Annotated in this window: 26 protein-coding genes; 13 read left to right on the top strand and 13 right to left on the bottom strand. The window is 45.6% G+C overall.

Annotated elements, in window-relative coordinates:
* Positions 1 to 14: 14 nt before the first annotated feature.
* A complete protein-coding gene (gene panB, locus L4C34_RS08560; RefSeq protein ID WP_428788919.1) occupies positions 15 to 809 on the top strand; it encodes a 3-methyl-2-oxobutanoate hydroxymethyltransferase in 795 nt (264 codons plus the stop codon).
* 11 nt (positions 810 to 820) lie between these two features.
* The gene (panC, locus tag L4C34_RS08565; protein WP_428788920.1) at positions 821 to 1732 is read left to right on the top strand and encodes a pantoate--beta-alanine ligase; all 912 of its coding nucleotides are present in this window, start codon (positions 821 to 823) and stop codon (positions 1730 to 1732) included.
* Between the two features lie 105 nt (positions 1733 to 1837).
* Here the strand turns inward: panC and L4C34_RS08570 are convergent, their stop codons facing one another.
* Together L4C34_RS08570 and L4C34_RS08575 are read right to left on the bottom strand one after the other, a co-directional pair.
* A complete protein-coding gene (locus tag L4C34_RS08570; RefSeq protein WP_428788921.1) occupies positions 1838 to 2608 on the bottom strand; it encodes an ABC transporter permease in 771 nt (256 codons plus the stop codon).
* 2 nt (positions 2609 to 2610) lie between these two features.
* Positions 2611 to 3534, bottom strand: a complete 924-nt coding sequence (locus L4C34_RS08575; protein ID WP_428788922.1) for an ABC transporter ATP-binding protein — start codon at positions 3532 to 3534, stop codon at positions 2611 to 2613.
* Positions 3535 to 3680: 146 nt separating this feature from the next.
* Here L4C34_RS08575 and can point away from each other — a divergent pair, with 146 nt between their 5' ends.
* Positions 3681 to 4328 carry a carbonate dehydratase gene (can, locus tag L4C34_RS08580; RefSeq protein WP_428788923.1) on the top strand — a complete coding sequence of 216 codons (648 nt, stop codon included), beginning with the start codon at positions 3681 to 3683 and terminating at the stop codon, positions 4326 to 4328.
* Positions 4329 to 4412: 84 nt separating this feature from the next.
* Here can and hpt read toward each other — a convergent pair whose 3' ends face one another.
* Complete coding sequence (gene hpt / locus L4C34_RS08585) at positions 4413 to 4943, bottom strand: hypoxanthine phosphoribosyltransferase (protein ID WP_428788924.1); 531 nt, start codon at positions 4941 to 4943, stop codon at positions 4413 to 4415.
* A gap of 331 nt (positions 4944 to 5274) precedes the next feature.
* Here hpt and L4C34_RS08590 point away from each other — a divergent pair, with 331 nt between their 5' ends.
* Positions 5275 to 5880, top strand: a complete 606-nt coding sequence (locus tag L4C34_RS08590; RefSeq protein WP_428788925.1) for a LuxR/HapR/OpaR family quorum-sensing transcriptional regulator — start codon at positions 5275 to 5277, stop codon at positions 5878 to 5880.
* Positions 5881 to 6054: 174 nt separating this feature from the next.
* Here L4C34_RS08590 and lpdA read toward each other — a convergent pair whose 3' ends face one another.
* From lpdA to xerD, 7 genes are all read right to left on the bottom strand, one after another.
* Positions 6055 to 7482: a dihydrolipoyl dehydrogenase gene (gene lpdA / locus L4C34_RS08595; protein WP_428788926.1), complete on the bottom strand. Its 1428-nt coding sequence runs from the start codon at positions 7480 to 7482 to the stop codon at positions 6055 to 6057.
* A gap of 250 nt (positions 7483 to 7732) precedes the next feature.
* Positions 7733 to 9616 carry a pyruvate dehydrogenase complex dihydrolipoyllysine-residue acetyltransferase gene (gene aceF / locus L4C34_RS08600; RefSeq protein WP_428788927.1) on the bottom strand — a complete coding sequence of 628 codons (1884 nt, stop codon included), beginning with the start codon at positions 9614 to 9616 and terminating at the stop codon, positions 7733 to 7735.
* A 26-nt stretch (positions 9617 to 9642) separates the two neighbouring features.
* Entirely contained in the window at positions 9643 to 12306 is a 2664-nt protein-coding gene (aceE, locus tag L4C34_RS08605) for a pyruvate dehydrogenase (acetyl-transferring), homodimeric type (RefSeq protein ID WP_428788928.1), read from the bottom strand.
* Between the two features lie 56 nt (positions 12307 to 12362).
* A complete protein-coding gene (gene pdhR, locus L4C34_RS08610) occupies positions 12363 to 13130 on the bottom strand; it encodes a pyruvate dehydrogenase complex transcriptional repressor PdhR (RefSeq protein ID WP_428788929.1) in 768 nt (255 codons plus the stop codon).
* Between the two features lie 366 nt (positions 13131 to 13496).
* On the bottom strand, positions 13497 to 15236 hold the full coding sequence (gene recJ / locus L4C34_RS08615; RefSeq protein WP_428788930.1) for a single-stranded-DNA-specific exonuclease RecJ: 1740 nt from the start codon (positions 15234 to 15236) through the stop codon (positions 13497 to 13499).
* Between the two features lie 100 nt (positions 15237 to 15336).
* The gene (gene dsbC, locus L4C34_RS08620) at positions 15337 to 16083 is read right to left on the bottom strand and encodes a bifunctional protein-disulfide isomerase/oxidoreductase DsbC (protein WP_428788931.1); all 747 of its coding nucleotides are present in this window, start codon (positions 16081 to 16083) and stop codon (positions 15337 to 15339) included.
* Positions 16084 to 16099: 16 nt separating this feature from the next.
* Complete coding sequence (gene xerD / locus L4C34_RS08625) at positions 16100 to 17008, bottom strand: site-specific tyrosine recombinase XerD (RefSeq protein WP_428788932.1); 909 nt, start codon at positions 17006 to 17008, stop codon at positions 16100 to 16102.
* A gap of 191 nt (positions 17009 to 17199) precedes the next feature.
* Here xerD and fldB point away from each other — a divergent pair, with 191 nt between their 5' ends.
* A complete protein-coding gene (gene fldB / locus L4C34_RS08630) occupies positions 17200 to 17718 on the top strand; it encodes a flavodoxin FldB (RefSeq protein ID WP_428788933.1) in 519 nt (172 codons plus the stop codon).
* Between the two features lie 99 nt (positions 17719 to 17817).
* Here the strand turns inward: fldB and ampD are convergent, their stop codons facing one another.
* Complete coding sequence (gene ampD, locus L4C34_RS08635; RefSeq protein ID WP_428788934.1) at positions 17818 to 18381, bottom strand: 1,6-anhydro-N-acetylmuramyl-L-alanine amidase AmpD; 564 nt, start codon at positions 18379 to 18381, stop codon at positions 17818 to 17820.
* A gap of 127 nt (positions 18382 to 18508) precedes the next feature.
* Between ampD and nadC the strand changes: the two genes are divergently transcribed.
* The 8 genes from nadC (at position 18509) to yacG (ending at position 25278) form a co-directional block, all read left to right on the top strand.
* Positions 18509 to 19396 carry a carboxylating nicotinate-nucleotide diphosphorylase gene (nadC, locus tag L4C34_RS08640; RefSeq protein WP_428788935.1) on the top strand — a complete coding sequence of 296 codons (888 nt, stop codon included), beginning with the start codon at positions 18509 to 18511 and terminating at the stop codon, positions 19394 to 19396.
* A 363-nt stretch (positions 19397 to 19759) separates the two neighbouring features.
* A complete protein-coding gene (locus tag L4C34_RS08645; RefSeq protein ID WP_428788936.1) occupies positions 19760 to 20179 on the top strand; it encodes a pilin in 420 nt (139 codons plus the stop codon).
* Entirely contained in the window at positions 20180 to 21391 is a 1212-nt protein-coding gene (locus L4C34_RS08650; RefSeq protein WP_428788937.1) for a GspE/PulE family protein, read from the top strand. It abuts the gene before it with no gap.
* Between the two features lie 7 nt (positions 21392 to 21398).
* Positions 21399 to 22625 (top strand): type II secretion system F family protein, encoded by a 1227-nt coding sequence (locus L4C34_RS08655; RefSeq protein WP_428788938.1) that lies wholly within the window; start codon positions 21399 to 21401, stop codon positions 22623 to 22625.
* Between the two features lie 80 nt (positions 22626 to 22705).
* Entirely contained in the window at positions 22706 to 23575 is an 870-nt protein-coding gene (locus L4C34_RS08660) for a prepilin peptidase (protein WP_428788939.1), read from the top strand.
* Position 23576: 1 nt separating this feature from the next.
* Positions 23577 to 24206, top strand: coding sequence for a dephospho-CoA kinase (gene coaE / locus L4C34_RS08665; RefSeq protein WP_428788940.1), 630 nt, complete (start codon positions 23577 to 23579; stop codon positions 24204 to 24206).
* A 10-nt stretch (positions 24207 to 24216) separates the two neighbouring features.
* Entirely contained in the window at positions 24217 to 24957 is a 741-nt protein-coding gene (gene zapD, locus L4C34_RS08670) for a cell division protein ZapD (RefSeq protein WP_428788941.1), read from the top strand.
* 123 nt (positions 24958 to 25080) lie between these two features.
* Positions 25081 to 25278, top strand: coding sequence for a DNA gyrase inhibitor YacG (yacG, locus tag L4C34_RS08675; protein ID WP_428788942.1), 198 nt, complete (start codon positions 25081 to 25083; stop codon positions 25276 to 25278).
* A 112-nt stretch (positions 25279 to 25390) separates the two neighbouring features.
* Here yacG and rplS read toward each other — a convergent pair whose 3' ends face one another.
* Positions 25391 to 25744: a 50S ribosomal protein L19 gene (rplS, locus tag L4C34_RS08680; RefSeq protein WP_428788943.1), complete on the bottom strand. Its 354-nt coding sequence runs from the start codon at positions 25742 to 25744 to the stop codon at positions 25391 to 25393.
* Positions 25745 to 25792: 48 nt separating this feature from the next.
* Positions 25793 to 26542 (bottom strand): tRNA (guanosine(37)-N1)-methyltransferase TrmD, encoded by a 750-nt coding sequence (trmD, locus tag L4C34_RS08685; RefSeq protein ID WP_428788944.1) that lies wholly within the window; start codon positions 26540 to 26542, stop codon positions 25793 to 25795.
* Between the last annotated feature and the right edge of the window lie 2 nt (positions 26543 to 26544).

Genomic DNA, 26544 nt, shown 5'->3' on the forward strand with positions numbered 1-26544 from the left:
ATTAAGGACACTGAATGAAAAAGATCACGATCAACGACCTTGTTAAGTGGAAACAAGAAGGTCGTAAGTTTGCGTCGGCGACAGCATATGACGCCAGCTTTGCTCAATTGTTTGAAAACCAAAACATGCCTGTCCTATTAGTTGGGGATTCACTAGGTATGGTACTACAGGGACACTCTGATACCCTACCAGTGACGATTGATGAGATTGCTTACCACACTCGCTGTGTGCGAGCTGGTAGCCAAAATGCATTGCTACTCGCTGATATGCCGTTCATGAGCTTTGCCAATATTGAGCAATCTTGTGAAAATGCCGCAACCTTAATGCGAGCTGGCGCAAATATGGTCAAAATAGAAGGCGGTGCTTGGCTTGTTGAGACAGTAAAAGCGCTCACCGAACGCGCCGTTCCTGTTTGTGCTCATCTTGGCCTAACTCCACAGTCAGTCAATATATTTGGCGGCTTCAAAGTCCAAGGTCGTGAGCAAGACAAGGCAGACTTAATTCTAGAAGACGCGCTTGCGCTACAAGCCGCTGGCGCACAGCTTCTGGTACTCGAGTGTATACCTGCAGCATTAGCGGCTCGCATCACAGAGGCGTTAACCATTCCAGTCATTGGTATTGGTGCCGGTAATGCAACCGACGGTCAAATCCTAGTTATGCATGATATGTTTGGGATTTCAGCGAATTACATGCCGAAGTTCTCAAAAAACTTCCTCGACGAAGCGGGTGATATGCGTCAAGCTGTGTCTCTCTATATTGAAGAAGTTGAAAGCGGTGCCTTCCCTGGTGAAGCCCATACCATTGCTTAGAGGATAGACCCATGCAAACTTTTACTGATATCTCTTCTCTGAGAGAGCGGATCCAGCAATACAAACGAGAAGGGCTAAGAATCGGCTTTGTCCCAACCATGGGCAACTTACACGATGGTCACTTGACTCTGATTCGCAAAGCGCGCGAAAACGCAGACGTGGTAGTTGCCAGTATTTTTGTCAACCCGATGCAATTCGAGCGAGCAGAAGATCTAAGTAACTACCCGCGTACTCTGGAAGAAGATTCGCAAAAGTTGGTAGCCGAAGCCGTTGACGTGTTGTTCACACCAACGCCCGACATCATGTACCCGCTAGGATTGGAAAAACAAACTTTCGTCGAAGTGCCAGGGTTATCACATACTTTGGAAGGCGCTTCACGTCCGGGCCATTTCCGTGGTGTGGCGACTATCGTTGCTAAGCTATTCAATATCGTACAACCGAATGTTGCTTGTTTTGGTGAGAAAGATTTCCAGCAGTTGGCCGTTATCAAGCAAATGGCGCAAGACCTTGCGATGGATATCAACATCATAGGCGTACCGACTGTCCGTGAAATGGACGGTCTCGCCATGAGCTCTCGCAACAACATGCTAACGATTGACGAGCGCCAACGTGCGCCTGTATTGGCTCGTACGATGCGCTGGATCAGTAGTGCAATTCGTAGTGGCCGTGACGAGTACGCATCTATCGTTGAAGATGCCAGCGATCAGTTGCGCGCAGCAGGTTTGCAGCCAGATGAAATCTATATTCGTGATTCAAGAACGCTGCAAGCGATCACTGCCGACTCAGAGCAAGCGGTTATATTAATGTCGGCCTATTTAGGTCAGGCACGCTTAATAGACAACCAACTGGTAGAGCTGCAAACTGAAGCGAAGGATGAACCTTCCGACACAGTCGAAGCTGCCAGTAAAGAAAACATCGAGTAGCTGTCTACGACTCGCTAGAAATGAATCTCAGCTATCAATAAAAAGGCCGACAATTATGTCGGCCTTTTTATTTCTATAACAATTTTTATTTTCTATAACAAACTATTAAGTCCGCAGTCCTACCCCTTTAGCGACCAAATAATGCGCCAAAGAATAAAGAGCAATCACAAAAGCAAACAACATAGCAAACGATGTGCCTATCCCTACATCGGAAATACCTAAAAAGCCATAACGGAAAGCATTCACCATATACACGATAGGATTTATTTTTGACACAGTCTGCCAAAATTCAGGCAGTAAGTTGATGGAATAGAACACGCCCCCTAAATAAGTTAGAGGCGTCAAAATGAAAGTGGGTACGATAGAGATGTCATCAAAAGTGCGCGCGAACACCGCATTGATTAAACCACCCAGAGAAAACACCACCGAAGTCAAAAATACGGTCGCAATGACAATTCCCCAATGCTGCACATGCAAATGAGCAAAGAATAACGACACGCAAGTCACTATGGTTCCCACTAACAAGCCGCGTACCACCCCCCCCATAATATAACCAAAAATAATTACATAGGTAGGAACCGGCGCAACAAGCAATTCTTCAATATTACGCTGAAATTTTGCGCTAAAGAAAGAAGAGGCAACATTGGAATAAGAGTTGGTAATCACCGACATCATGATCAGCCCAGGAACAATATATTGCATGTAGCTAAAGCCATGCATTTGGCCTATTCTAGAGCCGATCAAGCTACCAAAAATCACGAAATACAGTGTCATGGTAATGGCAGGTGGGACAAGCGTTTGAATCCAGATACGAGTAAAACGATTGATTTCTTTTGCCACTAAACTACAAAATGCAGTCCAATATAAACGGTACATGACTACGCCTCCTCCCCTTTTTGTTTCACAATATCCACGAAGAGTTCTTCCAAACGGTTGGCTTTATTTCTCATCGATAGTACCTGTACACCGAGATCCGTCAGTTGTTGAAACACTTGGTTCAATCCAACCGTTTTCTCGATTTCAATTTCAAGTGAGCCATTGACCAGCTTTTGCGAAGTTACACCGGTCAACTTAGGTAGATCATCAGCCTTGTCTAAATCAAGAATAAAAGTCTCTACATGTAGCTGATTCAGCAGTGATTTCATCGACGTATTTTCAATCAGATCGCCACGATTGATAATGCCGATATTTCTGCACAACATTTCAGCTTCTTCCAAGTAATGAGTCGTCAAAATGATGGTGATCGCCTGCTCTTGGTTAATCTTTCGTAGGAACTCCCACATAGATCGGCGAAGTTCAATATCAACCCCGGCAGTAGGCTCATCTAAAATAAGCAGTTTGGGCTCGTGCATCAACGCTCGAGCGATCATCAGACGGCGTTTCATTCCTCCAGATAAATTTCTGGCCCGCTCAGTACGTTTCTCCCACAGATCTAATTGAGATAGGTATTTCTTAGAACGCTCCTGAGCCAATGCTTTCGGCACACCATAGTAGCCGGCCTGCTGCAATACAATCTGCTCAACCGTTTCAAACTGGTTGAAGTTGAATTCTTGTGGCACTAAGCCTAGGTTTTGTTTAGCGCGCTCTAAGTCGGTGTCGATATCGAAACCAAACACTTTCACTAAGCCTGAAGATTTATTAACCAAAGAGGAGATGATGCCAATAGTGGTCGACTTGCCTGCACCATTAGGCCCTAGTAATGCATAAAAGTCGCCTTTTTCCACGGTTAAGCTAATGCCTTTGAGCGCTTCAAAGCCACCAGCATAAGTCTTGTGTAACTTGTCTATTTCTAATGCGTACATAAGTTATGTTCAAAGTGAGAATAAGGGTGAGTGAACCAATTTTACCTGTTGTTATTCAGTGATCTGATGAGTAAATTTGGCAGAATTTTTTCGAGCCCAGCTGGGCAAGTTTGTGTATAGTGTGGCAAATAAGTGAGGAAAGTGGAATGCCAGAAATTAAAAAGTTGTTTGACAATAATACCGAGTGGTCCAAGTCAATCAAATCAGAACGCCCTGAATTCTTTGCAACTCTAGCTCAAGGGCAAAGCCCGGATTTCCTATGGATAGGTTGCTCAGATAGCCGCGTTCCCGCGGAGCGATTAACCGGCCTTTACTCAGGGGAACTGTTCGTTCACCGTAACGTTGCCAACCAAGTTATTCATACCGATCTTAATTGTTTGTCTGTCGTACAATACGCAGTCGACGTACTCAAAGTTAAACACATTATCGTCTGCGGCCACTATGGTTGTGGTGGTGTCCTTGCCGCTATTGAAAATCCGAAGTTAGGCCTAATCAATAACTGGCTATTACATATTCGCGATCTCTACCTAAAGCATAAAAGCGAATTTTCTCACCTTCCAGAGAATAAGTGGGCTGATAAGCTGTGTGAACTCAATGTCGCTGAGCAAGTATACAACTTAGGCAACTCAACCATCATGCAGAATGCATGGGAAAGAGGCCAAGACGTTGAAATACACGGGGTGATATATGGTATCGGTGACGGGAAGTTAGAAGACCTCGGCGTACGCTGTGCAAAAAGCGAAACGTTAGAGTCGTCCCACCAAAAGGCGATAAGCGATATCCTTAAGAAGTAATCTCCTCAAAAAGGATAGTTAACGCATACAAAAATAGCGCCTCAAAGCGCTATTTTTCAAGAAAATCTTAACAAAATGTCAAGATTACTCTTGAGGAACGACCTTACCAATGTACGGTAGGTGGCGATACTTCTGCGCGTAGTCAATGCCGACACCCACAACAAACTCGTCTGGGATAGTAAAACCAACCCATTTCACATCCACATCAACTTCACGACGAGATGGTTTGTCTAGTAAAGTACAGATTTCGATAGACTTAGGGCCACGTAAAGACAAGATCTCTTTAACCTTAGTCAAGGTATTGCCCGTATCTATGATGTCTTCGATAAGAAGTACATCTTTGCCTTCAATATCATCATCTAGGTCTTTCAAAATACGAACATCACGAGTACTTTCCATCGCGTTGCCGTAGCTAGAAGCCGTCATAAAGTCGACTTCGTGATTAACTTCCACAGCGCGCGCCAAGTCGGCCATAAAAATAAACGAACCGCGCAACAATCCAACCAACACTAAATTGTCACTTCCTTGATAATGTTCGGTGATCGCTAGGCCTAGCTCTTTCACTCGCTGCTGAACTTCTTGCTCAGCAATCATCACTTCTACTGTATGTTTCATACTCAATTCATCAATCACGTGGTGTTAATTACTATAAACATAGCAACCGCACTCAAATTTGTGCGCCACATCTTATCATTCCTCCCAAAGATAGTTAAATTTTTACCACTATATAGAGTGTTTTTTATTATGTTATCGCGGTTAATGAAACCTTACTAACTCGCAGAAGTAGTCATAATATTGCCATAACTCATTGACCTAAAAGATATGCACCATTACACTCATAGGGCAAAACACAAGGCATATAATAATTAATAAATTGGATATTAAATAACTAATAAAACAGGAATTGAAGCCTGTATAACAAATCACTTGGCAAGGATTAGTATCTATGGATTCTATTATAAAGAGACCGCGCACGCGCTTGTCACCACAAAAGCGTAAACTGCAATTAATGGAAATTGCGTTAGAAGTGTTTGCACGCAGAGGGATTGGCCGAGGAGGCCATGCAGATATTGCTGAAATTGCTCAAGTATCAGTGGCGACTGTTTTCAATTATTTCCCCACTCGCGAAGATCTCGTCGACGATGTGCTGAACCATGTGGTTCGCCAATTTTCTAACTTCCTTTCTGATAACATCGACTTAGATCTTCATGCACGTGAAAACTCAACCAACATTACCAAGGCCATGATCGAACTTGTGATCAATGATTGCCATTGGCTTAAAGTATGGGTTGAGTGGAGTGCATCCACACGCGATGAAGTTTGGCCACTGTTTGTTTCCACCAATCAAACTAATCAAATGCTTGTGCAAAACATGTTTAGCCGAGCTATTGAACGGGGTGAAATAAGCAATCAATATCAACCTGAGCACCTAGCGACCATGTTTCATGGCATCTTCTACTCTTCGTTTATTCAAGCCAATCGGTTACAAGACGTAGAAGCCGCTAATAAGCTCGTCGAGGGACAACTGAATATGATGTGTATTTACCAGTAAATACCGGGTGAGGAATGGCTACAGGCCTATCGACTCACGACATATCACTGAAGTTGAAAAGCCGCTGATAAATCAGCGGCTTTTTTTATCTGTGATATCTATTTTTCAGTATGTTACGACCATAAAAAATGCAGCCATAAAAGGCTGCATTTTCAATATAGATATCAGGTCGAATTACTTTTTCTTCTTCGCTTTCGCGTTAGGAAGATCGGTAATAGAGCCTTCAAAGACTTCCGCAGCCAGACCAACAGATTCATGCAATGTTGGGTGTGCGTGGATTGTCAGTGCAAGATCTTCTGCATCACAACCCATTTCAATCGCTAGACCAATTTCGCCCAGCAATTCGCCGCCGTTAGTACCAACGATCGCGCCACCGATAACACGCTTGCTATCTTTGTCGAAGATCATCTTAGTCATACCGTCAGCGCAGTCAGATGCGATCGCACGACCAGAAGCAGCCCAAGGGAAAATTGCCGTTTCGTAGTTTACGCCTTCCGCTTTTGCTTCTTTCTCAGTCTTACCAACCCATGCGACTTCTGGCTCAGTGTACGCGATTGAAGGAATCACTTTAGGATCGAAGTAGTGTTTCTTACCAGAAATCACTTCAGCCGCTACGTGACCTTCATGCACACCTTTGTGAGCCAACATCGGTTGGCCAACCACATCGCCAATCGCGTGGATGTGAGCAACGTTAGTACGCATTTGCTTATCAACATTGATAAAGCCGCGCTCGTCGACTGCAATGCCCGCTTTTTCAGCATCGATTAGCTTACCGTTAGGTACACGGCCGATTGCAACCAAGACTGCATCGTAGCGCTCAGCTTCAGCTGGCGCTTTCTTGCCTTCCATTGAAACGTAGATACCGTCTTCTTTTGCTTCAACTGCAGTTACTTTTGTTTCAAGCATCAAGTTAAACTTCTTCTTGATACGCTTAGTGAAGACTTTAATGATGTCTTTATCAGCGGCAGGGATCACTTGATCGAACATTTCAACAACGTCGATTTGAGAACCCAGAGAGTGGTACACCGTACCCATCTCAAGACCAATGATACCACCGCCCATGATAAGCAGTTTCTTAGGCACTTCTTTCAGCTCTAGCGCATCTGTTGAATCCCAGATACGTGGGTCTTCATGCGGAATGAATGGTAATTCAATCGGACGAGAACCTGCTGCAACAATCGCGTTGTCGAAGTTAACAACAGTTTTGCCGTCTTGACCTTCAACTTCGATAGAGTTAGCGCCAGTAAATTTACCGTAACCATTAACCACGGTTACTTTGCGCATCTTAGCCATTCCGCCAAGACCGCCAGTCAACTGATTGACAACTTTGTCTTTCCAGCTACGAACTTTATCGAGATCCATAGTTGGTTCGCCAAATACGATACCGTGCTCAGATAGTGACTTCGCTTCTTCGATTACTTTAGAAACGTGTAGCAGTGCTTTTGATGGGATACAACCCACGTTCAGACATACACCGCCAAGCGTGCTGAAACGTTCAACTAATACCGTATCCAGACCTAAATCTGCACAGCGAAACGCAGCAGAATAACCTGCAGGACCTGATCCAAGTACAACAACTTGGGCTTTAATTTCTTTGCTCATTTTGACCTCTTGTAGTCATTATCCCTAACAGGCTAAGCGGGGAAGACATTTGTTATTCTAGTCAGTTTGTTTTCAAACCATTATTCAGACCGCAAACAGTCTACAGAGATGTGAATGGTGTGAAAAGCAAATCCATTTAGCCTGTGAGCTAGACAACACTTCAATTGCGAAAAACCAATTCTTCATGAATCAGTCATCGATTTATTTCAATAGAGGCGGCCAATATTGCCGCCTCTCAATTGATACCTGCTTATAGCACTAGACGACGAATGTCGCTTAGGCAGCCGTTTAGGTGGCTGATAAAGCGTGCACCTTCTGCTCCATCGACCACGCGGTGATCGTAAGAAAGAGAAAGTGGCAATTGTAGGCGCGGCTTGAATTCTTTACCGTTCCATACAGGCTTCATTTCAGACTTAGATACACCTAGGATGCCCACTTCTGGAGCGTTAACGATTGGAGTAAACGCAGTACCACCGATGCCGCCCAAGCTAGAAATAGTGAAACAACCGCCTTGCATATCAGCCGCAGTCAGTTTACCAGAACGCGCTTTCTTAGAAATCGCCATTAGCTCTTCAGAAAGCTCGTAGATGCCTTTCTTGTTCACGTCTTTAAAGACAGGAACAACAAGACCATTTGGCGTATCAACCGCGATACCGATGTTCACGTACTTCTTCAGAACTAGGCTTTCACCGTCTTCAGATAGAGAAGAGTTGAACGATGGGAACGCTTCTAGCGCTTTCGCTGCCGCTTTCATAATGAACACAAGTGGTGTGATCTTAATGCCAGAATCTTTCTTAGCTTCGATCGCATTCTGTTCTTTACGGAACTGCTCAACTTCAGTGATATCAGCGTTGTCCCACTGAGTAACGTGCGGGATCATTACCCAGTTACGGTGTAGGTTTGCGCCAGAAATCTTCTTGATACGAGAAAGAGGCTTAAGCTCAGTTTCACCAAACTTGCTGAAGTCTACTTTTGGCCAAGGAAGAAGACCAAGTGCCGCACCGTCACCTTTACCAGATGCCGCAGCACCAGATTCTAGGCGTTTAAGCGCGTCTTTCACGTAGTTTTGTACGTCTTCTTTCACGATACGGCTCTTACGGCCAGTCGGTTTAATCTTCGCTAGATTAATACCGAATTCGCGCGCAAGACGACGAACTACAGGAGATGCGTGTGCGTACTCATTATTTTCTTGGAAGTCGCCGGTTGCTGACGCTGCAGGAGCCGCCGCTTTTTGCGCAGGAGCCGGAGCTGCTGCTGGCGCCGCCGCTTGAGTTGGAGCCGCTGATGGTGCTGCGCCCGCAACTTCAAAGACCATGATTAGCGAGCCAGTCGACACTTTGTCACCCGCTGCGATCTTGATTTCTTTCACCGTACCGGCGAAAGGTGCTGGAACTTCCATAGAAGCTTTGTCGCCTTCTACAGTGATTAGAGATTGCTCTTCTTCAACTGTATCACCAACCGCTACCATGATTTCAGTGACTTCAACTTCGTCGCCACCGATATCAGGAACGTTCACTTCTTTTTCAGCTGATGCTACTGGAGCCGCTGCAACTGGTGCTGCCGCCGCTGGAGCAGGAGCGGCTGCAGGTGCAGAGCCAGCTACTTCGAATACCATTACTAGAGAACCAGTAGAAACTGAATCACCAGAAGCGATCTTGATTTCTTTAACGATACCAGCGAATGGAGCAGGAACTTCCATTGAAGCCTTATCACCTTCAACAGTAAGAAGAGATTGCTCTTCTTCAACTGCATCGCCGATAGCAACCATGATTTCAGTTACTTCAACTTCGTCGCCGCCGATATCAGGAACGTGAACTTCTTTAAGCTCAGCTGCCGCTGCAGGAGCTGCAGCAACTGGTGCCGCCGCTTCAACTGCTGGCGCAGCCGGTGCTGCTGCAGCACCTTCTGCTTCGAAGATCATGATTAAAGAACCAGTAGAAACATTGTCGCCTTCAGCAACCTTGATTTCTTTAACGATACCCGCTTGAGAAGCAGGAACTTCCATAGAAGCTTTATCGCCTTCTACAGTGATTAGAGATTGTTCTTCTTCAACCTTGTCGCCAACGCTTACAAGAATTTCAGTTACTTCAACCTCATCCGCACCGATGTCTGGTACATTAATTTCGATTGCCATTGTGTTTTCCTACCTTAATGCAAGTCTTATGCGTATTGCGGGTTAGTTTTTTCAGTGTCGATGTCGAATTTCTTGATTGCTTCAGCAACCACTGACTTCTCAACATCACCACGCTTAGCGAGTTCAGTTAGCGCTGCAACAACAATGTAGCCAGCATTCACTTCGAAGTGGCGACGTAGGTTTGCACGGCTATCCGAGCGACCGAAGCCGTCAGTACCAAGTACTTTGTACGACTCAGCAGGAACGAATGCACGTACTTGCTCAGCGTAGTTTTTCATGTAATCCGTCACTGCAATTGCAGGTTCATTACCAAGAACTTGTGTGATGTACGGTACTTTCTCTTCTGCTTCTGGGTGAAGCATGTTGTCACGCTCAACATTTTGACCGTCACGAGTTAGCTCATTGAAAGAAGTCACAGAGAATACATCAGATGCTACGCCATATTCTTCGCTTAGGATCTGTGCTGCTTTACGCGCTTCGTTCATGATAGTACCAGAGCTCATCAACTGAACTTTCGCTTTAGCACCCGCGTGTGATTCAAGCTTGTAGATACCCTTACGAATGCCTTCTTCAGCGCCTTCTGGCATTGCTGGCATTGCGTAGTTTTCATTCATTACTGTGAGGTAGTAGTAAACGTTCTCTTGGTTCTCACCATACATGCGACGGATACCGTCTTGCGTGATAACCGCTAGTTCGTATGCAAACGTTGGGTCGTAAGAGATACAGTTCGGAACAGTGCCCGCCATGATGTGTGAGTGACCATCTTCGTGCTGTAGACCTTCACCATTTAGCGTGGTACGACCGGCAGTCGCGCCTAGTAGGAAACCACGTGCTTGTTGGTCACCCGCTAACCATGCCATGTCACCAATACGTTGGAAACCGAACATTGAGTAGTAGATGTAGAATGGGATCATTGGCAGATCGTTGGTGCTGTAAGAAGTCGCAGCTGCAACCCAAGATGCCATAGAGCCTAGCTCATTGATCCCTTCTTGAAGAACCTGACCAGACGTCGCTTCTTTGTAGTAAGAAACAATACCTTTATCTTCAGGCGTGTATTCTTGACCTTCAGGGTTGTAGATACCAACCTGGCGGAATAAGCCTTCCATACCAAAGGTACGCGCTTCATCACAGATAATAGGAACAATGTTCTTACCAATGTTCTTATCTTTAAGCAAGATATTCAAAGTACGAACGTAAGCCATCGTAGTAGAAATATCACGCTTCTGCTCACCAAGTAGAGGAGCAAATGCGTCTAGCTCTGGTACTTTAAACTCTTGAGTAAATTTAGGAGAGCGCTTAGGTGTATAGCCCTTTAACGCGTTACGACGCGCGTGGAGGTATTCGTATTCCGGCGAGCCTTCTTCCAACTTCAAGTAAGGAAGATCTTTGATCTTCTCATCTGAAAGAATATCTTCTAAGCCAAGACGGTCACGTAGATGCTGAACATGAGTCATGTCCATTTTCTTCACACCGTGCGCAATGTTCTTACCTTCAGCCGCATCACCCATGCCGTAACCCTTAACAGTTTTCGCTAGGATTACTGTTGGCTTACCACCTGTTTCTTTTGCATTGTTAAATGCAGCAAACAGTTTAGATGAATCATGACCACCACGCTTAAGAGCGAAGACTTCATCGTCAGTCATGTCTGCAACAAGTGCCGCTGTTTCTGGGTATTTACCAAAGAAGTGCTCACGTACGTATGCACCATCTTTAGATTTGAATGTCTGATAGTCGCCATCGATAGTTTCGTTCATTAGCTGAAGAAGCTTACCAGTGGTGTCTTTCGCAAGTAGAGAATCCCAGTTGCTACCCCAGATAACTTTAACAACATTCCAACCAGCGCCTTTGAACAGGCCTTCTAGTTCTTGGATGATGCTACCGTTACCCATTACAGGACCATCTAGGCGCTGAAGGTTACAGTTGATAAGGAAACATAGGTTGTCTAGCTTCTCACGAGAAGCGAAAGAAAGTGCACCACGTGATTCCGGCTCATCCATCTCACCATCGCCTAAGAACGCGTAAACACGTTGCTCAGAAGTCTCTTTTAGACCGCGGCCTTCAAGGTACTTCAAGAAGCGAGCTTGATAGATAGCAGAAATAGGACCAAGACCCATAGAAACTGTTGGGAACTGCCAGAATTCAGGCATGAGTTTCGGGTGAGGGTAAGAAGGAATACCTTTACCGTCTACTTCTTGACGGAAGTTATCTAGCTGTTCTTCAGTTAGACGACCTTCAACGAATGCACGAGAGTAGATACCTGGAGAGATGTGACCTTGGTAGTAAACCAAATCGCCGCCATCTTTCTCATTTGGCGCGCGGAAAAAGTGGTTAAAACACACTTCATAAAATGCTGCAGCTGACTGATAAGAAGCCATGTGACCACCAAGGTCTAGGTCTTTCTTAGATGCACGCAATACGATCATGATTGCGTTCCAGCGAATAATTGAACGAATACGACGCTCAAGAGTCACATCACCAGGGTAAGCCGGTTCTTGTGTTGCTGGAATCGTGTTGATGTAATTAGTAGTGATACCCGTTGGCATATCAACGCCATCTAAACGAGCTTTATCTAAAACATTTTCCAGTAAGAACTGAGCGCGTTCTATACCTTCTTCGCGTACCACTGACTCAAGTGCTTCTAGCCATTCTTGAGTTTCAAGTGAATCTACATCATGCTTCATATCAGACATGGAGACCTATCCTTCTGTTGGTTGGATCTACGTTAGACAAGTAATCAGCCGTGCAATTACGACTCATCACCCCGCTGAATTCGTCGTAAAGAACGCTCGCGACGAGACTCCTCACGTGTCAAATCCAACAATGTTTCTTCAATATAAGCCAAGTGTGAGTGACACATTTCTCGCGCCTTTTCTGGCTGACCTGAAACGATGGCATCCACAATATTGGCTCTGTGTTTACTGACTTTTTCTACGACATCTTTGCGTCGATGCAGCAGTTTTAAATTCTGCAATACATTTTGCTCTAACAGCGGCGATAAGCTACGAACGATGTGTAGCAGCACTACATTATGTGCAGCTTCTGTTAGAGTAATGAGAAAACTCATTACAGCAGACGCTTCTGCCGCAACATCTTGCCTATCTTCCGCCTCGGAGATTTTATCGAGGCAGGCTTGTATGCGAGTAAAATCTTCTTCGGTACCACGCAAGGCTGCAAAATAAGCCGAAATACCTTCCATCGCGTGACGCGATTCTAGTAAATCAAGCTGAGTTTCAGAATGGCTAGCAAGGAGGTTCAGTAGTGGATCTGAGAAGCCTGTCCAGATAGTCTCACTGACAAAAGTACCACCACCTTGGCGACGGGTCAGTAATCGCTTCGCTTCTAAGCGTTGAATTGCTTCACGGATCGAAGGACGAGACACATCGAATTGTTTTGCCAATTCGCGTTCTGGTGGCAATTGCTGTCCTGGCGAAAGAGTACCTTCTACAATCAGCCTTTCAATCTCTTGCTCGATCACATCGGAAAGTTTAGGCTGACGAATCCTTTGATAAGCCATATTTATTATTCTTCTACTCTTACAGTCAATTGGTAATACCAATTTTAAGTGGGGTAGAAATTAACATACCTGCCCTGCAACTTCCAGCGAATTCTCGACCGAAATCATGGTGTCAGCAGTGAAAAATAATTTTGACAACAAACGCTTGCACTCTTTGTTGTGTAAAGTGGTATTACCAATTACCGCTTTGAAATAATTAACAAAATGTAAGGGGGATGCTAATTATTACAAGGCTAATATGTAAAACGAAGTTAACTTATATCCAACGTAAGTTAATGAGGAGAGGGAAGTTTGCGGCTCTAGGTGGCGTTGATATCAAAGCGAGACTGGACATAAAAAGGGAGCACTTGGCTCCCTAACGATCATTTAAGCTGGGTCAATGTGGTCTATCAGTAGCTGCAAAGACTGATTGCCCCTAAATTCATTGATATCCAATTTATAAGCAAGGCGCACACGTTTCGTGGCAGGGTCAGGCCAGCGGCGCAAGTCAACATTGAAGGCAATACCATCCAGAGTGATATTGGTTGGTTGGCCCTTATATAATGGTTCCAGCATCAATTTAAGGTGTTTATCCGCAACCAACTTTTGGTGCAAAATTTTAAATTCACCGTCAAATAAAGGCTCAGGAAAGCCTTGGCCCCAAGGCCCTCCTGAGCGTAAAAGCTCAGCACTATGTAGTGAAAACTCTTCCGGTAGTAACTCACCGTCACTTAAGATTACGCCTTTCAACGCCGATTCATCCAATTGCTGACGAACTGACTGATCAAACAGCTGAGAAAAACGTTCTAGGCTACCTTCGGCAATCGACAAACCTGCGGCCATAGCATGCCCACCAAATTTCAATATCAGACCAGGGTTCTGAGTATCAATGCGGTCGAGCGTATCACGCATATGCAAACCCACAATCGATCGACAGGAACCTTTCAGAGTCCCTTCGCCGCCGTCGGCAAACGCTATCACAGGGCGGTGAAACTTATCTTTGATCCGCGAAGCCAAGATACCAATCACCCCTTGATGCCAATCACGTTGATACAGCACCACACCATAAGGGAAATCGTCACCTTCGCCCAATTGGAGCCGTTCGCAAAAGGCCATTGCTTCTTGCTTCATGCTATCTTCGATTTCTTTGCGGGTTTGATTGAGCTCATCCAACTCACACGCCATACGGCGAGCAACATGAATATTATCGCTCAACAAAAGCTCCACTCCTAAAGACATATCGTCTAAGCGACCAGCAGCGTTAATTCTCGGCCCTAGTGCAAAACCAAAATCCGCGGCAACCAAACGGCTCGGTTTACGGTTCGCCACTTCAATCAACGCTTGAATGCCCGCTCGGCCTTTACCTGCTCGAATGCGTTGCAATCCTTGGTGAACCAAGATGCGATTATTGTCATCCAGCGGCACCACATCCGCCACTGTCCCCAACGCTACTAAGTCGATAAGCTCCATTAGCTTGGGTTCAGGCATCCCACGCTGGACAAAAAAGCCCTGCTTACGCATGTGAACACACAGTGCCATCATCAAATAGAAGGCAACGCCAACGCCTGCTAGCGCTTTCGATGGGAAGTGACAATCGAAGAGGTTTGGATTGACCATCGCATCAGCTTCAGGCAAGCAATGGCCCGGTAAGTGATGATCAGTTACCACCACTTTTAGTCCATGCTGCTTGGCATAACGAACCCCCTCAATCGATGACACGCCGTTATCAACGGTCATGATCAACTCAGCCTGCATCGCTAGTGCCTGATCAACCACTTCCGGACTCAAGCCATAGCCATCTTCAAACCGATTCGGCACTAAGTAACTAACGTTATTGCTGCCTAGCATGCGAAATGCCAACACCGATAAGGCCGAACTGGTCGCCCCATCCACATCAAAATCACCAACAATGATGATTCGTTCGTTATTACACACTGCGTCATAAAGCAAGGAGACGGCTTTCTCAATGCCTGCTAAATGCTGGTAGGAATGTAAGGATTTGGCGGTGTTATCCAATTGTTGGGTATTCGTAATGCCGCGATTTACGTAAATGCGCCTCAATAAAGGCGCAATACTGGCGGGTAATTTCGTCAAATCCGATTCTGGACGACGCTGAATTTTTATCATCAAATATTTTGAGCAGGCAAAAGCCAGCTCCCTTTATTAATTGACTAAAGATTAGAACCGATTAAGAACTCAAGCGTGCAGCATCAGAGATCAACCGTTCTTATTTACTTTGCAGTTTTTGCAGAAGCGCTTTCGGCGGTAAGTAGCCACCTATCATTTCACCATTCGGTAAGAATATCGCAGGTGTCCCTTTCACTCCAAGCTCAGCGCCCAACGCATATTGTTTAGCGATGTTGGTTTTGCATTGCTGTGCTTTGTCGCCTTTTAGTTCTGGCAAACGACGAGATGTTTTCGCCTCATGCATCGCGTCTTTTGGATCTGTCGCGCACCAAATTGCTGCCATTTGCTCAGCCACTGGACTTGTCGGCCCCTGACGTGGGAACGCTAAGTAATTTATTGTGATCCCCAAATCATTATATTCTTTAATTTGGTCATGCAAACGCACGCAGTAACCACAAGTAATGTCAGTAAATACTGTGACAGCGTATTTCTCATTCGGCGCTTTAAATGAAATCATTTGATCTTTAAAAGCCGCAATTTTTTTCGCATTAATAGGTGCTTGTTTTTTGGCCGCCACATCTTCATAGCGACCATTCTTGCCTAAACGATATAGGGTGCCAGCAACAAAGTACTCACCGTCGGGGGAGGCATAAAGCAGCCCGCCGGATGTACTGACTTCCATCAATCCTTTAATGCCCGAGGGCTCAATGCTAAGTACCTTCACCCCTAAAGAACGCACACGCTGCTTAATTAAAGATTCATCATGGGCCGGAGCCGCTTGCGCCGCAAAACATGTCGCAGCCACAAACGGCAAGGTTAGCAAAAGTAGTCGGCGAATTCGTTTCATCGTATATCCCTATCGTTTAAGCGCGTGGGTGGTGCTCGCTGTGAATCTGTTTTAATCGCTCGGTGGCGACATGAGTATAAATTTGCGTGGTCGATAAGTCACTATGTCCGAGCAACATCTGTACGACCCTAAGATCGGCTCCATAGTTCAGTAAGTGAGTCGCAAAGGCGTGCCTGAGCACGTGAGGTGAGAGCTTATCGCTGTCGATGCCCGCAATAACAGCATAATGTTTGAGTCGGTGCCAAAACGTTTGCCGTGTCATCTGTCTGGCCCGCGAACTGGGAAAAACCACATCCGATGTTTTCTCACCAAGTAAGTCTGGGCGACCATGAGACAAAAATCGCTCAATCCAGTCCACCGCATTCTCCCCCATTGGCACTAGGCGCTCTTTATCCCCTTTACCCATAATTCGAACCACACCCTGACGTAAACTCATATTTTCCATTGTTAAGCTCACCAGCTCAGTAACACGCAAACCAGTAGCATAAAGTAGCTCCAGCATTGCTTTGTCACGTAACTCCACGGCGTCATTGGGATCGGGCGCATCAAGCAAGGCGTCAATCTGTTGCTCGGACAAATCTTTCGGCAATCGCTGTGGCAGCTTCGGGCTTACTAATAAAGCTGTCGGATCGTCCGAACGCACTTTTTCGCGATGCAGATACTGAAATAAACGCCGAATCGCCGACAACATACGCGCGCGCGAAGTCTGCTTATAATCTTGATCTGCTAACCAAGATTGATATTCCTGTAAACCAGACAGACTAATAAAATCAAGCCGGTAACATTGCGCTTCCATCCACGCCAATAGCTTGTTTAAGTCTGATCGGTAAGAGGCCAAGGTATTTTCCGACAACCCTCTCTCCATCCACATACTATCTAGAAACTGCTCGACCAAACCTTGATCGGCGGACGCCGTTTTCACCACACTCTACCTCCAAAGACATTGCGCTACACTTGTAAAAATCAAGCACAATTACGACTTAGCATTTTGATATTATTGCACTTATCTATCAATGTGACATTAAAACTCTATTTGAATGGTGACAAACACTGCCATCGGCAAGCAAATCTCGCTAGAATAAGCGCCTACTAATTCACAGGCACGCAGTAATAACAATGAAAATTGGTCTATTTTATGGCTCGACCACCTGCTACACCGAAATGACAGCGGAAAAAATCCGCGCCATCCTCGGCGAAGAATTGGTCGACCTACACAACGTCAAAGATTCCTCTCTTACCTTGATGCAAGACTACGACCTATTGATCGTAGGCATTTCCACTTGGGACTTCGGTGAGATTCAAGAAGATTGGAACGAAATATGGAGTGACATCGCCACCGTAGACCTAACAGGTAAGCAAATCGCCTTATTTGGTTTAGGCGATCAAGAAGGATATGGTGAATGGTATTTAGACGCCATGGGACTTCTCCACGACCAACTAAAACAAGTAGGCGCACAGTTTGTTGGTTACTGGCCAAACCAAGGCTACACGTTTGATGCATCTAAGGCGCTAATCGAAGGTGGCAACCGTTTTGTAGGCCTAGCCTTAGACGAAGATTCACAATACGAACAAAGCGAAGAGCGCATTGCTACATGGTGCGAGCAAGTGCTGACCGAGTACCACGCAACGCTATAGTGATAGTTTCAATAGCTAGTAGCCTCTCAAAGTATATAAGCTACCGTCTTACATATATAAGCTACTGTCTCAAATATATAGCGGCAGCGCTGCCTCAAATTAATCAGCGCTCGCCAGCATAGCTCGGTATTTTTGCCAATCAAATACCAACCCGGGATCGGTTTTCCTCCCGGGTGCTATGTATTGATGCCCTGTGATTCTATCATCGCTAATCAATGGGTATTGCTTTTGTAGTGCCTGAGTTAGCTTAGCTAACGCCTGATATTGCACCTCAGTGTAGGCAACAAAATCATTGCCTTCCATCTCGATGCCTATCGAATAGTCGTTACATTTATCCCGCCCAGAAAACGAAGAGACTCCAGCATGCCAAGCTCTATCTAAAAACGAGACAAATTGAACCACTTCTCCATCACGCCGAATTAAACAATGCGCCGACACCTTCATTTTGGCGATCACAGCAAAAAAATCATGCTGCGCTGCTACTAAATGACCAGTAAAAAATTGTTCTATATACGGCCCACCAAATTGATTCGGTGGCAAGCTAATGTTGTGAATCACCAATAAAGAGATGTCTTTATTGCCATGATGATTGACCTCTCGCTGATCGAAATGCGGCGATGGCGCTTGCCTCGCCAGTGGGTACCACCCAGTTTGTGTGATCATGGTTTACTACTCGCTCCTTGATGACGCTTTATTTTAACCTGTGACGAATGAAAAGCGAGATTAACAGCTGAATTTGATCGACAGTCAGCGTATTATTCCCTCACCTGTTCTCAACCATAACACTGCAATGAAAAGCACCCATAACAGCGCTGAACGCCTAGAATATTTGAAACAACAATTACCACTAGACATCGCCCGTGCGGTTTCTGACACATTGAAAGAAGATCTCGGTGGTACCTTAGATACAAATGCTGATATCACGGCGAGCTTGATCCCTGCCGACGCAACCAATACGGCAACGATCATCACGCGCGAACACGGTACCTTCTGCGGCCAAGCTTGGGCCGACGAGGTTTTCAAGCAGTTAGGTGGAACGGTCAGCATTGATTGGCGCGTCCAAGATGGCGACAAGGTCACGCCAAACCAGATCCTGTGCAGCTTAACTGGGCCATCACGCGCTTTGCTAACGGGTGAACGCAACGCGATGAACTTTATCCAAACGTTATCTGGATGCGCGACCTTAACCGCCCAATATGCAGAGCAATTAGAAGGCACAGATTGTCGCTTACTCGATACACGTAAAACTCTGCCAGGGCTGCGCAATGCACTAAAATATGCCGTTACCTGTGGCGGTGGCTTTAATCATCGCATCGGCGTGTTTGACGCATACCTTATCAAAGAAAATCACATTATTGCCTGTGGTGGCATCACCGAAGCCATTCAGCAAGCCAAAACGCTCAACCCGGGTAAACCTGTTGAAGTGGAGACCGAAAGTCTAGAAGAGCTGACGAAAGCCATCGACGCTGGTGCGGACATTATAATGCTCGATAACTTCAGTAAAGAGATGATGATTGAAGCCGTCAAGGTTAATGCTGGCCGCGCTGCGCTAGAAAACTCCGGCAACATCACCTTAGAGACAATTCGTGAATACGCGCTAACCGGTGTCGACTACATTTCCGTCGGTGCCCTGACCAAACACATCCGTGCTATGGATTTGTCGATGCGTGTACAATAAGCTCGCCACGAGACTCCAAAGGCCAGTGCAAAAAAACGTACTGGCCTTTCAATACCAACCGATTTAAACAAGTCACTTCTCATCCAATTCACCGATATCAACCCTATATCGAGTACGTCACACCTATATCAAGCACATCAAACCTATATCAACACATCAAACACTCCTGCTAAGCCCTAGATTTCATCAGCCCTAACTATCTAAATCGTCTCAATTTAAGAAGTCACACGCTAAATTCTGCAACCCTTGCCTGTAATGAGTGGCACTCAGTTTTAATGCGCTTCCACTGCCTCCACTCGCCGATCACCCACTGCCTTCAGTTTTGTTAACTTCACGCCATACTCTTATTTTTTCTGAGCTAGCATGCCAACTTCGTCACTTCTCTCGACCACAATTAAACGCTATCAGGCCTTTACTCTCATGGAGCTAATGATAGTGGTCGCTATTATTGGAACGCTGTCAGCGATTGCTATGCCCGCATATCAAGATTATGTACGTAAGAGTGAAGTCACCTCAGCCGTCACCACAATGAAAGCGTTGATAACCCCAGCTGAATTGTACAGCCAGCAATATGGTAGCCTTAACTCTGACGTTAGTTTGTCTGACCTCGGCACCAGCGCGAATGCCAGCCCATTAGGCACCATTTCCGTCGAAGATTCCCAGCTAATAATGACTTTGTCTCATTGGGATGACAGTACAATAACGCTTGCCCGCAATGATGCAGGCATGTGGAGCTGCGCTGCGTCCGGCGAGGCTGCCAACTTAGTATCGGGGTGTGAATAGATGGATAATGATCTTACTTCAGCGTCGTCCTCTGCTGTAGCACTGGCATCCGAGCAAGAGCTCACCGATGTCAGCCAGTTAGTTCAGACAATTTTGGGCGAAGCTTTTTCACGTAACGCTTCCGATATCCATTTTGAGCCATATGAAGATTTCTATAGAATTAGGCTGCGCTGTGATGGCATTCTCTATGAATACCTAAAACCAAACAAACACCTCAGCAGAAAAATCGCCACACGAATCAAGGTACTTGCTGAGCTCGATATTGCTGAACAACGTAAGCCGCAAGATGGTCGGGCAAAATTGAATTTGGACAGTAGCGATTGGATTGATCTACGAGTTTCAACGCTTCCCACTCTATGGGGTGAAAAATTGGTGTTAAGACTGCTCTCCAGCCAGCCCGTAGCACTCGATACCTCATCACTGGGATTCACTCCCGCACAAGCTCATATTTTCGAATCGGCTTTATCACTCGCGCAAGGAATGATTTTGGTGACAGGTCCAACGGGGAGCGGGAAAACCGTCACTCTGTATTCCGGCCTACAGTCAATTAATTCAAGCGAGGTCAATATATCCACCGCTGAAGACCCCATTGAAATCAATCTCGCTGGCGTCAACCAAGTTCAAATTCATCAACAGATAGGCTTTGGATTTATGGAAGCGCTACGAGCCTTTTTGCGCCAAGACCCCGATATCATCATGCTAGGAGAAATCCGTGATTCGGATACCGCCAATGCAGCAGTCAAGGCTGCGCAAACGGGACACTTAGTCCTATCGACCTTACATACCAATTCGGCGTCTGAGGCTTTGCAAAGGCTCAATAATATGGGGGTGGCGTCATACAATATTGCTTCATCCATCAGTTTAATTATCGCCCAAAGGTTAGTCCGTCGCCTTTGTCCTCATTGCCGACAAATCGACCAAAATCCGGTATACAAGCAAGACATTAACGGCTCGTTAGCTCAACAAACTATCTATCGCGCCAATCCAAAAGGCTGCCAGCATTGCACTCAAGGCTATCGAGGACGTATTGGATTGTTCGAATTAATGGCTATCACTCCTGAGTTGTCTCATTCAATACTCAAGCAATCTTCAGCACGAGAATTGGAAAGTTTGGCCATTAAGCAAGGTATGCAAACCTTACAACGCTCTGGAGAGCTTGCCTTATTTGCAGGCGACACTAGCGTGCAAGAACTCCATCGTGTTTTAGGGTGAGCATTTAATGGCTCGGAAATCCACTCTCTCATTAAGGCGATACTACTGGCAAGGGCGAGAGTCATCAGGCAAAGACATCGCCAGTTATACACTGGCAAGTTGCGCTCAAGAAGTTAGGGACCGATTATCTGAGCGGAAAGTTCGACTCAAAAGTATGCGTTCAGGTTCCATTTCGCTGTTTGATAGGCGTCGCCACATCGTCAAAGTGCGTGACATCAACGTATTTACCCGTCAGTTAGCCACCTTACTCGAATCTGGTTTTCCTGTCTTAAATTGCCTCACCTTACTAGCTAAACAAAGCGCAAAAGCAGAACTCACCTCAATCATCTACCAGCTATCAAAACGGCTGGAAGCAGGAGAAACCTTAGCCGATTCGCTAAAGCATATTCATCCTATATTCGACTCTTTATATCTCGCGTTAGTCGCGGTTGGTGAGCAAACTGGTCAGCTTGCAAAAGTACTGCATCGCGTCGCCAACTACCAAGAAAGACGCATCCAGTTGCAAGCCAAAGTAACTAAAGCGCTGCTCTATCCGGGTGTCATGCTCGTCAGTGCTATCGGGGTCAGTTATCTTATGATGATTTGGGTGATTCCAGAGTTCGAAGCTTTATTTTCAGACTTTTCAACGCCGCTACCATGGTTTACTCAACAAGTTATTGGGTTATCTCAAGTGCTACGCCATGCCGCGCTGCCAATATTGATCAGTATAATGCTCTTGTCATGGGCCGCTCGCCGAAGTTACTACCGCAACCCAAAAATTGCATTGATTTGTAGCCGCCTAATATTACACCTGCCGATGTTTGGGAAAACGCTAGACAAAGCTTGTATCGCACGCGTCAGCCGAACCATAGCAACGAACCAAAGTTGCGGCATCGCACTACTCACCAACTTAACCTTAGCGGCCAATACCGCCAATAACCGTTACTACCAAGACGCCATAATAAGAAGTAAAGAAAGTGTATTAACCGGAACATCGCTTCATGCCGCGCTGCGAGAACAGAGTGCCTTCCCAGAACTGTTTTTACAGATGGTGATGATAGGCGAGGAGTCAGGGCGATTAGACAGCATGCTTGAAAAATTATCCGCGTTGTACGAAGCCGATGTCGACGAGCAAATAGATAGGCTCAATACTATTCTCGAGCCAATCTTGATCTTATTACTTGGAGGTATCATTGGTAGCTTAGTTGTCGCAATGTATTTACCCATCTTTAACTTAACCCAGATATTGGGATAGTATAGTGAACTAACATTTTCAAGCAATTACAGCGCTAATCCGGCGACTGCATGCTCTTTAATTGGGAAATAACGTTCTCTATGGAAGCCATACATCAATACCCTTGGGTATTTTCCATCCTCGCCACTTTGTTTGGCCTTATCATTGGCAGCTTTTTGAATGTGGTGATCGTACGATTACCTAAAATCATGTTGCAGGAGTGGAAACAAGAATGTGCGGAGTCATTTCCAGAATACAATATTAGCGTGCCTAAGCAGACGCTTAACCTTAGTACACCCAAGTCTCATTGCCCACATTGTCAGACACCCATTCGTATTGTGGATAATATTCCACTACTGAGTTGGCTGAGGCTAAAAGGGCGCTGCCACCACTGCCAAGAGAAAATCAGCGTTCGCTACCCAATAGTGGAGTTACTCACGGCAGTCATGAGTTTTGCCGTTGCAAGCCAACTTGGTTTTTCTGGATTTAGTGTCGCGGCGCTGTTTCTTACCTTTGCATTAATTGCTGCCAGCTTTATTGATTTCGATACTTTGTTGCTGCCGGATCAAATTACCCTACCGCTTCTTTGGGCTGGGGTTGCTCTATCACTATTCGAGATTAGCCCAACCTCACTTTACGACTCTATCTTAGGAGCCATGTTAGGTTACCTATTCCTCTGGTTTGTCTATTGGGCCTTCAAGCTACTGACCGGCAAAGAAGGGATGGGCTATGGTGACTTCAAATTGCTTGCCGCGCTAGGTGCATGGTTAGGATGGCAATATTTACCGATCATCATCCTGCTGTCCTCCCTCGTCGGTCTGGTATTCGGTATCATACAACTCAAATTTCAAAATAAGGAACGTAATCAAGCCTTTCCGTTTGGTCCTTATTTATCCATTGCTGGCTGGATCAGTCTGTTGTGGGGACAACAAATCATGCAAGGCTATTTACATATGGTTTTAGGAGCATAATATGGCGTTAGTAATTGGCTTAACTGGTGGTATCGCTAGCGGTAAAACCACGGTTGCCAACTTATTCCAGCAACACTTTGATATCGAGATTGTGGACGCAGATATCGTTGCACGTGAAGTCGTTGAAATCGGCACTAGTGGACTCAAGCGTATTGTCGAACACTTTGGTCAGTCTATGCTGTCTTCGGAAGGTAACCTCAATCGCCAAGCATTGAGGGAGCGAATATTTTCACACCCTGAAGAAAGAGAATGGCTAAACAACCTGTTACATCCTATGATTCATCAAAGAATGGTCGAAAACTTGAGTCATGTGCAATCGCCGTACGCGCTATTGGTTGTGCCACTGTTGATTGAGAATAATCTACAGTCAATGGCCGATAGAGTGCTCGTGGTCGACGTGGAGCCTGAGCTGCAAATTCAGCGCACAATGGAACGAGACAATATTTCACACATTCAAGCTGAGAATATTTTAGCATCACAAACTCAGCGACAAACCAGACTTCAACATGCTGATGATGTGGTACTAAACGGAGCAGAGAGGGACACCCTGCTGCCACAAATTACTCAGTTACATCAACAATATTTAGCAATGTGCGAGCCACACAGTGGAACTAAGATGGCAGGAAGGTAGAGCAAACTAGATGAGCACTCATTATTTTGAACATCCCCTCAATGAGAAAACGCGCATTTACCTGCGTGTTGAGGCGCTACTCAACCAGCTTGATGTCTCAGCTCAATTTAAGGACGATATGCAACATTTGTTGTTCTTCCGCTCCTTATTTGACCTACTGGAAATTTTTGAGCAGATCCAGCTCAAAGCCGAGCTAGCCAAAGACATTGAAAAGCAGAGGCAAACCTACAAAAGTTGGTTAGGAGTTGCAGGTGTTGACCAAGACATGCTTGACACTATCCTTACTGACGTTGCTGAGGTTCATACTCGTCTAATGGCCGCCGAGCGCTTTGGCCAATCTCTGAAAGATGACCGCTTCTTAAGTGCCATTCGCCAGCGGTTCAACCTACCAGGGGGATCTTGTTGTTTCGATTTGCCAGCCCTTCACCATTGGCTGCACCTTCCGCTCGATAAAAAACACCAAGATGCACAGCATTGGCTAGAAAGTCTGCTACCGCTAGCTCACGCATTAAAGCTCTGGCTAAAACTGGCTCGAGAAACCGGCCATTTTGAAGCGCAAACTGCGACCACAGGCTTCTACCAAAGTGACGCTGACGAAGCTAACATATTAAGATTAAACATTCCGATCAACTATGGGGTTTACCCAATGATATCTGGGCACAAAAACCGCTTTGCCATTAAATTTATTGAATTTCATTCAGGTCAAGCTTGTACACAAGACATTCATTTCAAGCTTGCGGTTTGCAGCTAATCCTCGGTACGAGGGATTGAGACAAAGCGGCTCAGGCATTGTATTGGTATCAAGATTGAATGGTATAAGAAAGCGTGGCTCTGATATAATTAGAGTATCGAAGCTGAAATAACCGTATCGCCCATGACCAACAAAGCAACCATAGTAAAATGCCCGCAATGCTCCACTGATGTGATTTGGAGCCAGGAGAATTTATATCGACCTTTCTGTAGTAAGAAGTGCCAACTGATCGATTTTGGAGAGTGGGCGGACGAAGAGAATGCGATCGCAGGAGCACCCGATATGTCAGACTCAGATGGCTGGTCGGAAGAACAATATTAATCGCTCCTGTTATCAAATTGGCCGCTTCGCATTTTTGGCATAGCGGAATATCAGATATAAAAAAGCGGAGCCCATGGGCTCCGCTTTTTCTATGAGAACGCTAGTAGTAGCATTACTTCTTAGCAAGTTTCTCTTTGATACGAGCTGACTTACCAGAACGCTCACGTAGGTAGTACAACTTGGCACGACGTACTGCACCACGGCGTTTAACTTCAATGCTATCAACCATTGGAGAGTGAGTTTGGAACGTACGCTCAACACCTTCACCGTTCGAGATTTTACGAACTGTGAATGCAGAGTGTAGGCCACGGTTACGGATTGCGATTACAACGCCTTCGAAAGCCTGTAGACGCTCACGGTCACCTTCTTTTACCTTAACTTGAACAACAAGAGTGTCACCTGGTGCAAATTTAGGTAGGTCTTGTTTCATTTGCTCTTCTTCAAGAGCCTTGATGATGTTACTCATTTTTTAAATTCCTAGAATAAACTGATACTAAATAAAATAGGTTACTGCTTACTTTTTATCAGAGCGTTGCTCTTTAATAAATTCGGCCAGTAATTGTTCCTGTTCGTCAGTCAGAGCTAGGTTTTCCAGGAGCTCTGGTCTTCTTAGCCAAGTACGGCCCAACGACTGCTTTAGTCGCCAGCGACGAATGTCCTTGTGATTACCGGATTTGAGTACCGCAGGTACTTCTTCTCCATCTAACATTTCAGGACGCGTATAATGAGGGCAGTCCAACAAGCCATTTGCGAATGAATCTTCCTCCGCTGACGCAAAATCTCCTAGCACTCCCGGTACAAACCGCGAGACAGAATCAATTAACGTCATGGCTGGGATTTCTCCCCCCGTCATCACAAAATCCCCAATTGACCATTCTTCGTCAACTTCGGATTTAATGACACGCTCATCTACTCCTTCATAGCGACCGCAAATAAGAAGCAAGTTCTCATTATTGGCCAACTCTTCTACACCTTGCTGGTCGAGTTTACGACCTTGAGGCGATAAGTAGATGACTTTCATCTTCCCCGGTGAAGCTTTTTTGGCTGTTTGAATAGCGTCGCGCAAAGGCTGCACCATCATCAACATGCCAGGACCACCACCGTAAGGTCTATCATCAACTGTGCGATGTTTGTCGTGAGTGAAATCACGAGGATTCCAAGTCTCAATCGACAAAAGACCTTTTTTAACCGCTTGACCTGTTACTCCAAAATCGGTAACAGAACGGAACATTTCAGGAAATAGGCTTATTACGCCAACCCACATGT

Origin of the sequence: Vibrio profundum, from assembly GCF_050337555.1 — a bacterium.
Taxonomy (GTDB): domain Bacteria; phylum Pseudomonadota; class Gammaproteobacteria; order Enterobacterales; family Vibrionaceae; genus Vibrio; species Vibrio profundum.

Bases quoted from the DNA above. Each gene is read 5' to 3' on its own strand.
- panB (WP_428788919.1), top strand. From the start codon at position 15: ATGAAAAAGATCACGATCAACGACCTTGTTAAGTGGAAACAAGAAGGT.
- panC (WP_428788920.1), top strand. From the start codon at position 821: ATGCAAACTTTTACTGATATCTCTTCTCTGAGAGAGCGGATCCAGCAA.
- L4C34_RS08570 (WP_428788921.1), bottom strand. From the start codon at position 2,608: ATGTACCGTTTATATTGGACTGCATTTTGTAGTTTAGTGGCAAAAGAA.
- L4C34_RS08575 (WP_428788922.1), bottom strand. From the start codon at position 3,534: ATGTACGCATTAGAAATAGACAAGTTACACAAGACTTATGCTGGTGGC.
- can (WP_428788923.1), top strand. From the start codon at position 3,681: ATGCCAGAAATTAAAAAGTTGTTTGACAATAATACCGAGTGGTCCAAG.
- hpt (WP_428788924.1), bottom strand. From the start codon at position 4,943: ATGAAACATACAGTAGAAGTGATGATTGCTGAGCAAGAAGTTCAGCAG.
- L4C34_RS08590 (WP_428788925.1), top strand. From the start codon at position 5,275: ATGGATTCTATTATAAAGAGACCGCGCACGCGCTTGTCACCACAAAAG.
- lpdA (WP_428788926.1), bottom strand. From the start codon at position 7,482: ATGAGCAAAGAAATTAAAGCCCAAGTTGTTGTACTTGGATCAGGTCCT.
- aceF (WP_428788927.1), bottom strand. From the start codon at position 9,616: ATGGCAATCGAAATTAATGTACCAGACATCGGTGCGGATGAGGTTGAA.
- aceE (WP_428788928.1), bottom strand. From the start codon at position 12,306: ATGTCTGATATGAAGCATGATGTAGATTCACTTGAAACTCAAGAATGG.
- pdhR (WP_428788929.1), bottom strand. From the start codon at position 13,130: ATGGCTTATCAAAGGATTCGTCAGCCTAAACTTTCCGATGTGATCGAG.
- recJ (WP_428788930.1), bottom strand. From the start codon at position 15,236: ATGATAAAAATTCAGCGTCGTCCAGAATCGGATTTGACGAAATTACCC.
- dsbC (WP_428788931.1), bottom strand. From the start codon at position 16,083: ATGAAACGAATTCGCCGACTACTTTTGCTAACCTTGCCGTTTGTGGCT.
- fldB (WP_428788933.1), top strand. From the start codon at position 17,200: ATGAAAATTGGTCTATTTTATGGCTCGACCACCTGCTACACCGAAATG.
- ampD (WP_428788934.1), bottom strand. From the start codon at position 18,381: ATGATCACACAAACTGGGTGGTACCCACTGGCGAGGCAAGCGCCATCG.
- nadC (WP_428788935.1), top strand. From the start codon at position 18,509: ATGAAAAGCACCCATAACAGCGCTGAACGCCTAGAATATTTGAAACAA.
- L4C34_RS08645 (WP_428788936.1), top strand. From the start codon at position 19,760: ATGCCAACTTCGTCACTTCTCTCGACCACAATTAAACGCTATCAGGCC.
- L4C34_RS08650 (WP_428788937.1), top strand. From the start codon at position 20,180: ATGGATAATGATCTTACTTCAGCGTCGTCCTCTGCTGTAGCACTGGCA.
- L4C34_RS08655 (WP_428788938.1), top strand. From the start codon at position 21,399: ATGGCTCGGAAATCCACTCTCTCATTAAGGCGATACTACTGGCAAGGG.
- L4C34_RS08660 (WP_428788939.1), top strand. From the start codon at position 22,706: ATGGAAGCCATACATCAATACCCTTGGGTATTTTCCATCCTCGCCACT.
- coaE (WP_428788940.1), top strand. From the start codon at position 23,577: ATGGCGTTAGTAATTGGCTTAACTGGTGGTATCGCTAGCGGTAAAACC.
- zapD (WP_428788941.1), top strand. From the start codon at position 24,217: ATGAGCACTCATTATTTTGAACATCCCCTCAATGAGAAAACGCGCATT.
- yacG (WP_428788942.1), top strand. From the start codon at position 25,081: ATGACCAACAAAGCAACCATAGTAAAATGCCCGCAATGCTCCACTGAT.
- rplS (WP_428788943.1), bottom strand. From the start codon at position 25,744: ATGAGTAACATCATCAAGGCTCTTGAAGAAGAGCAAATGAAACAAGAC.
- trmD (WP_428788944.1), bottom strand. From the start codon at position 26,542: ATGTGGGTTGGCGTAATAAGCCTATTTCCTGAAATGTTCCGTTCTGTT.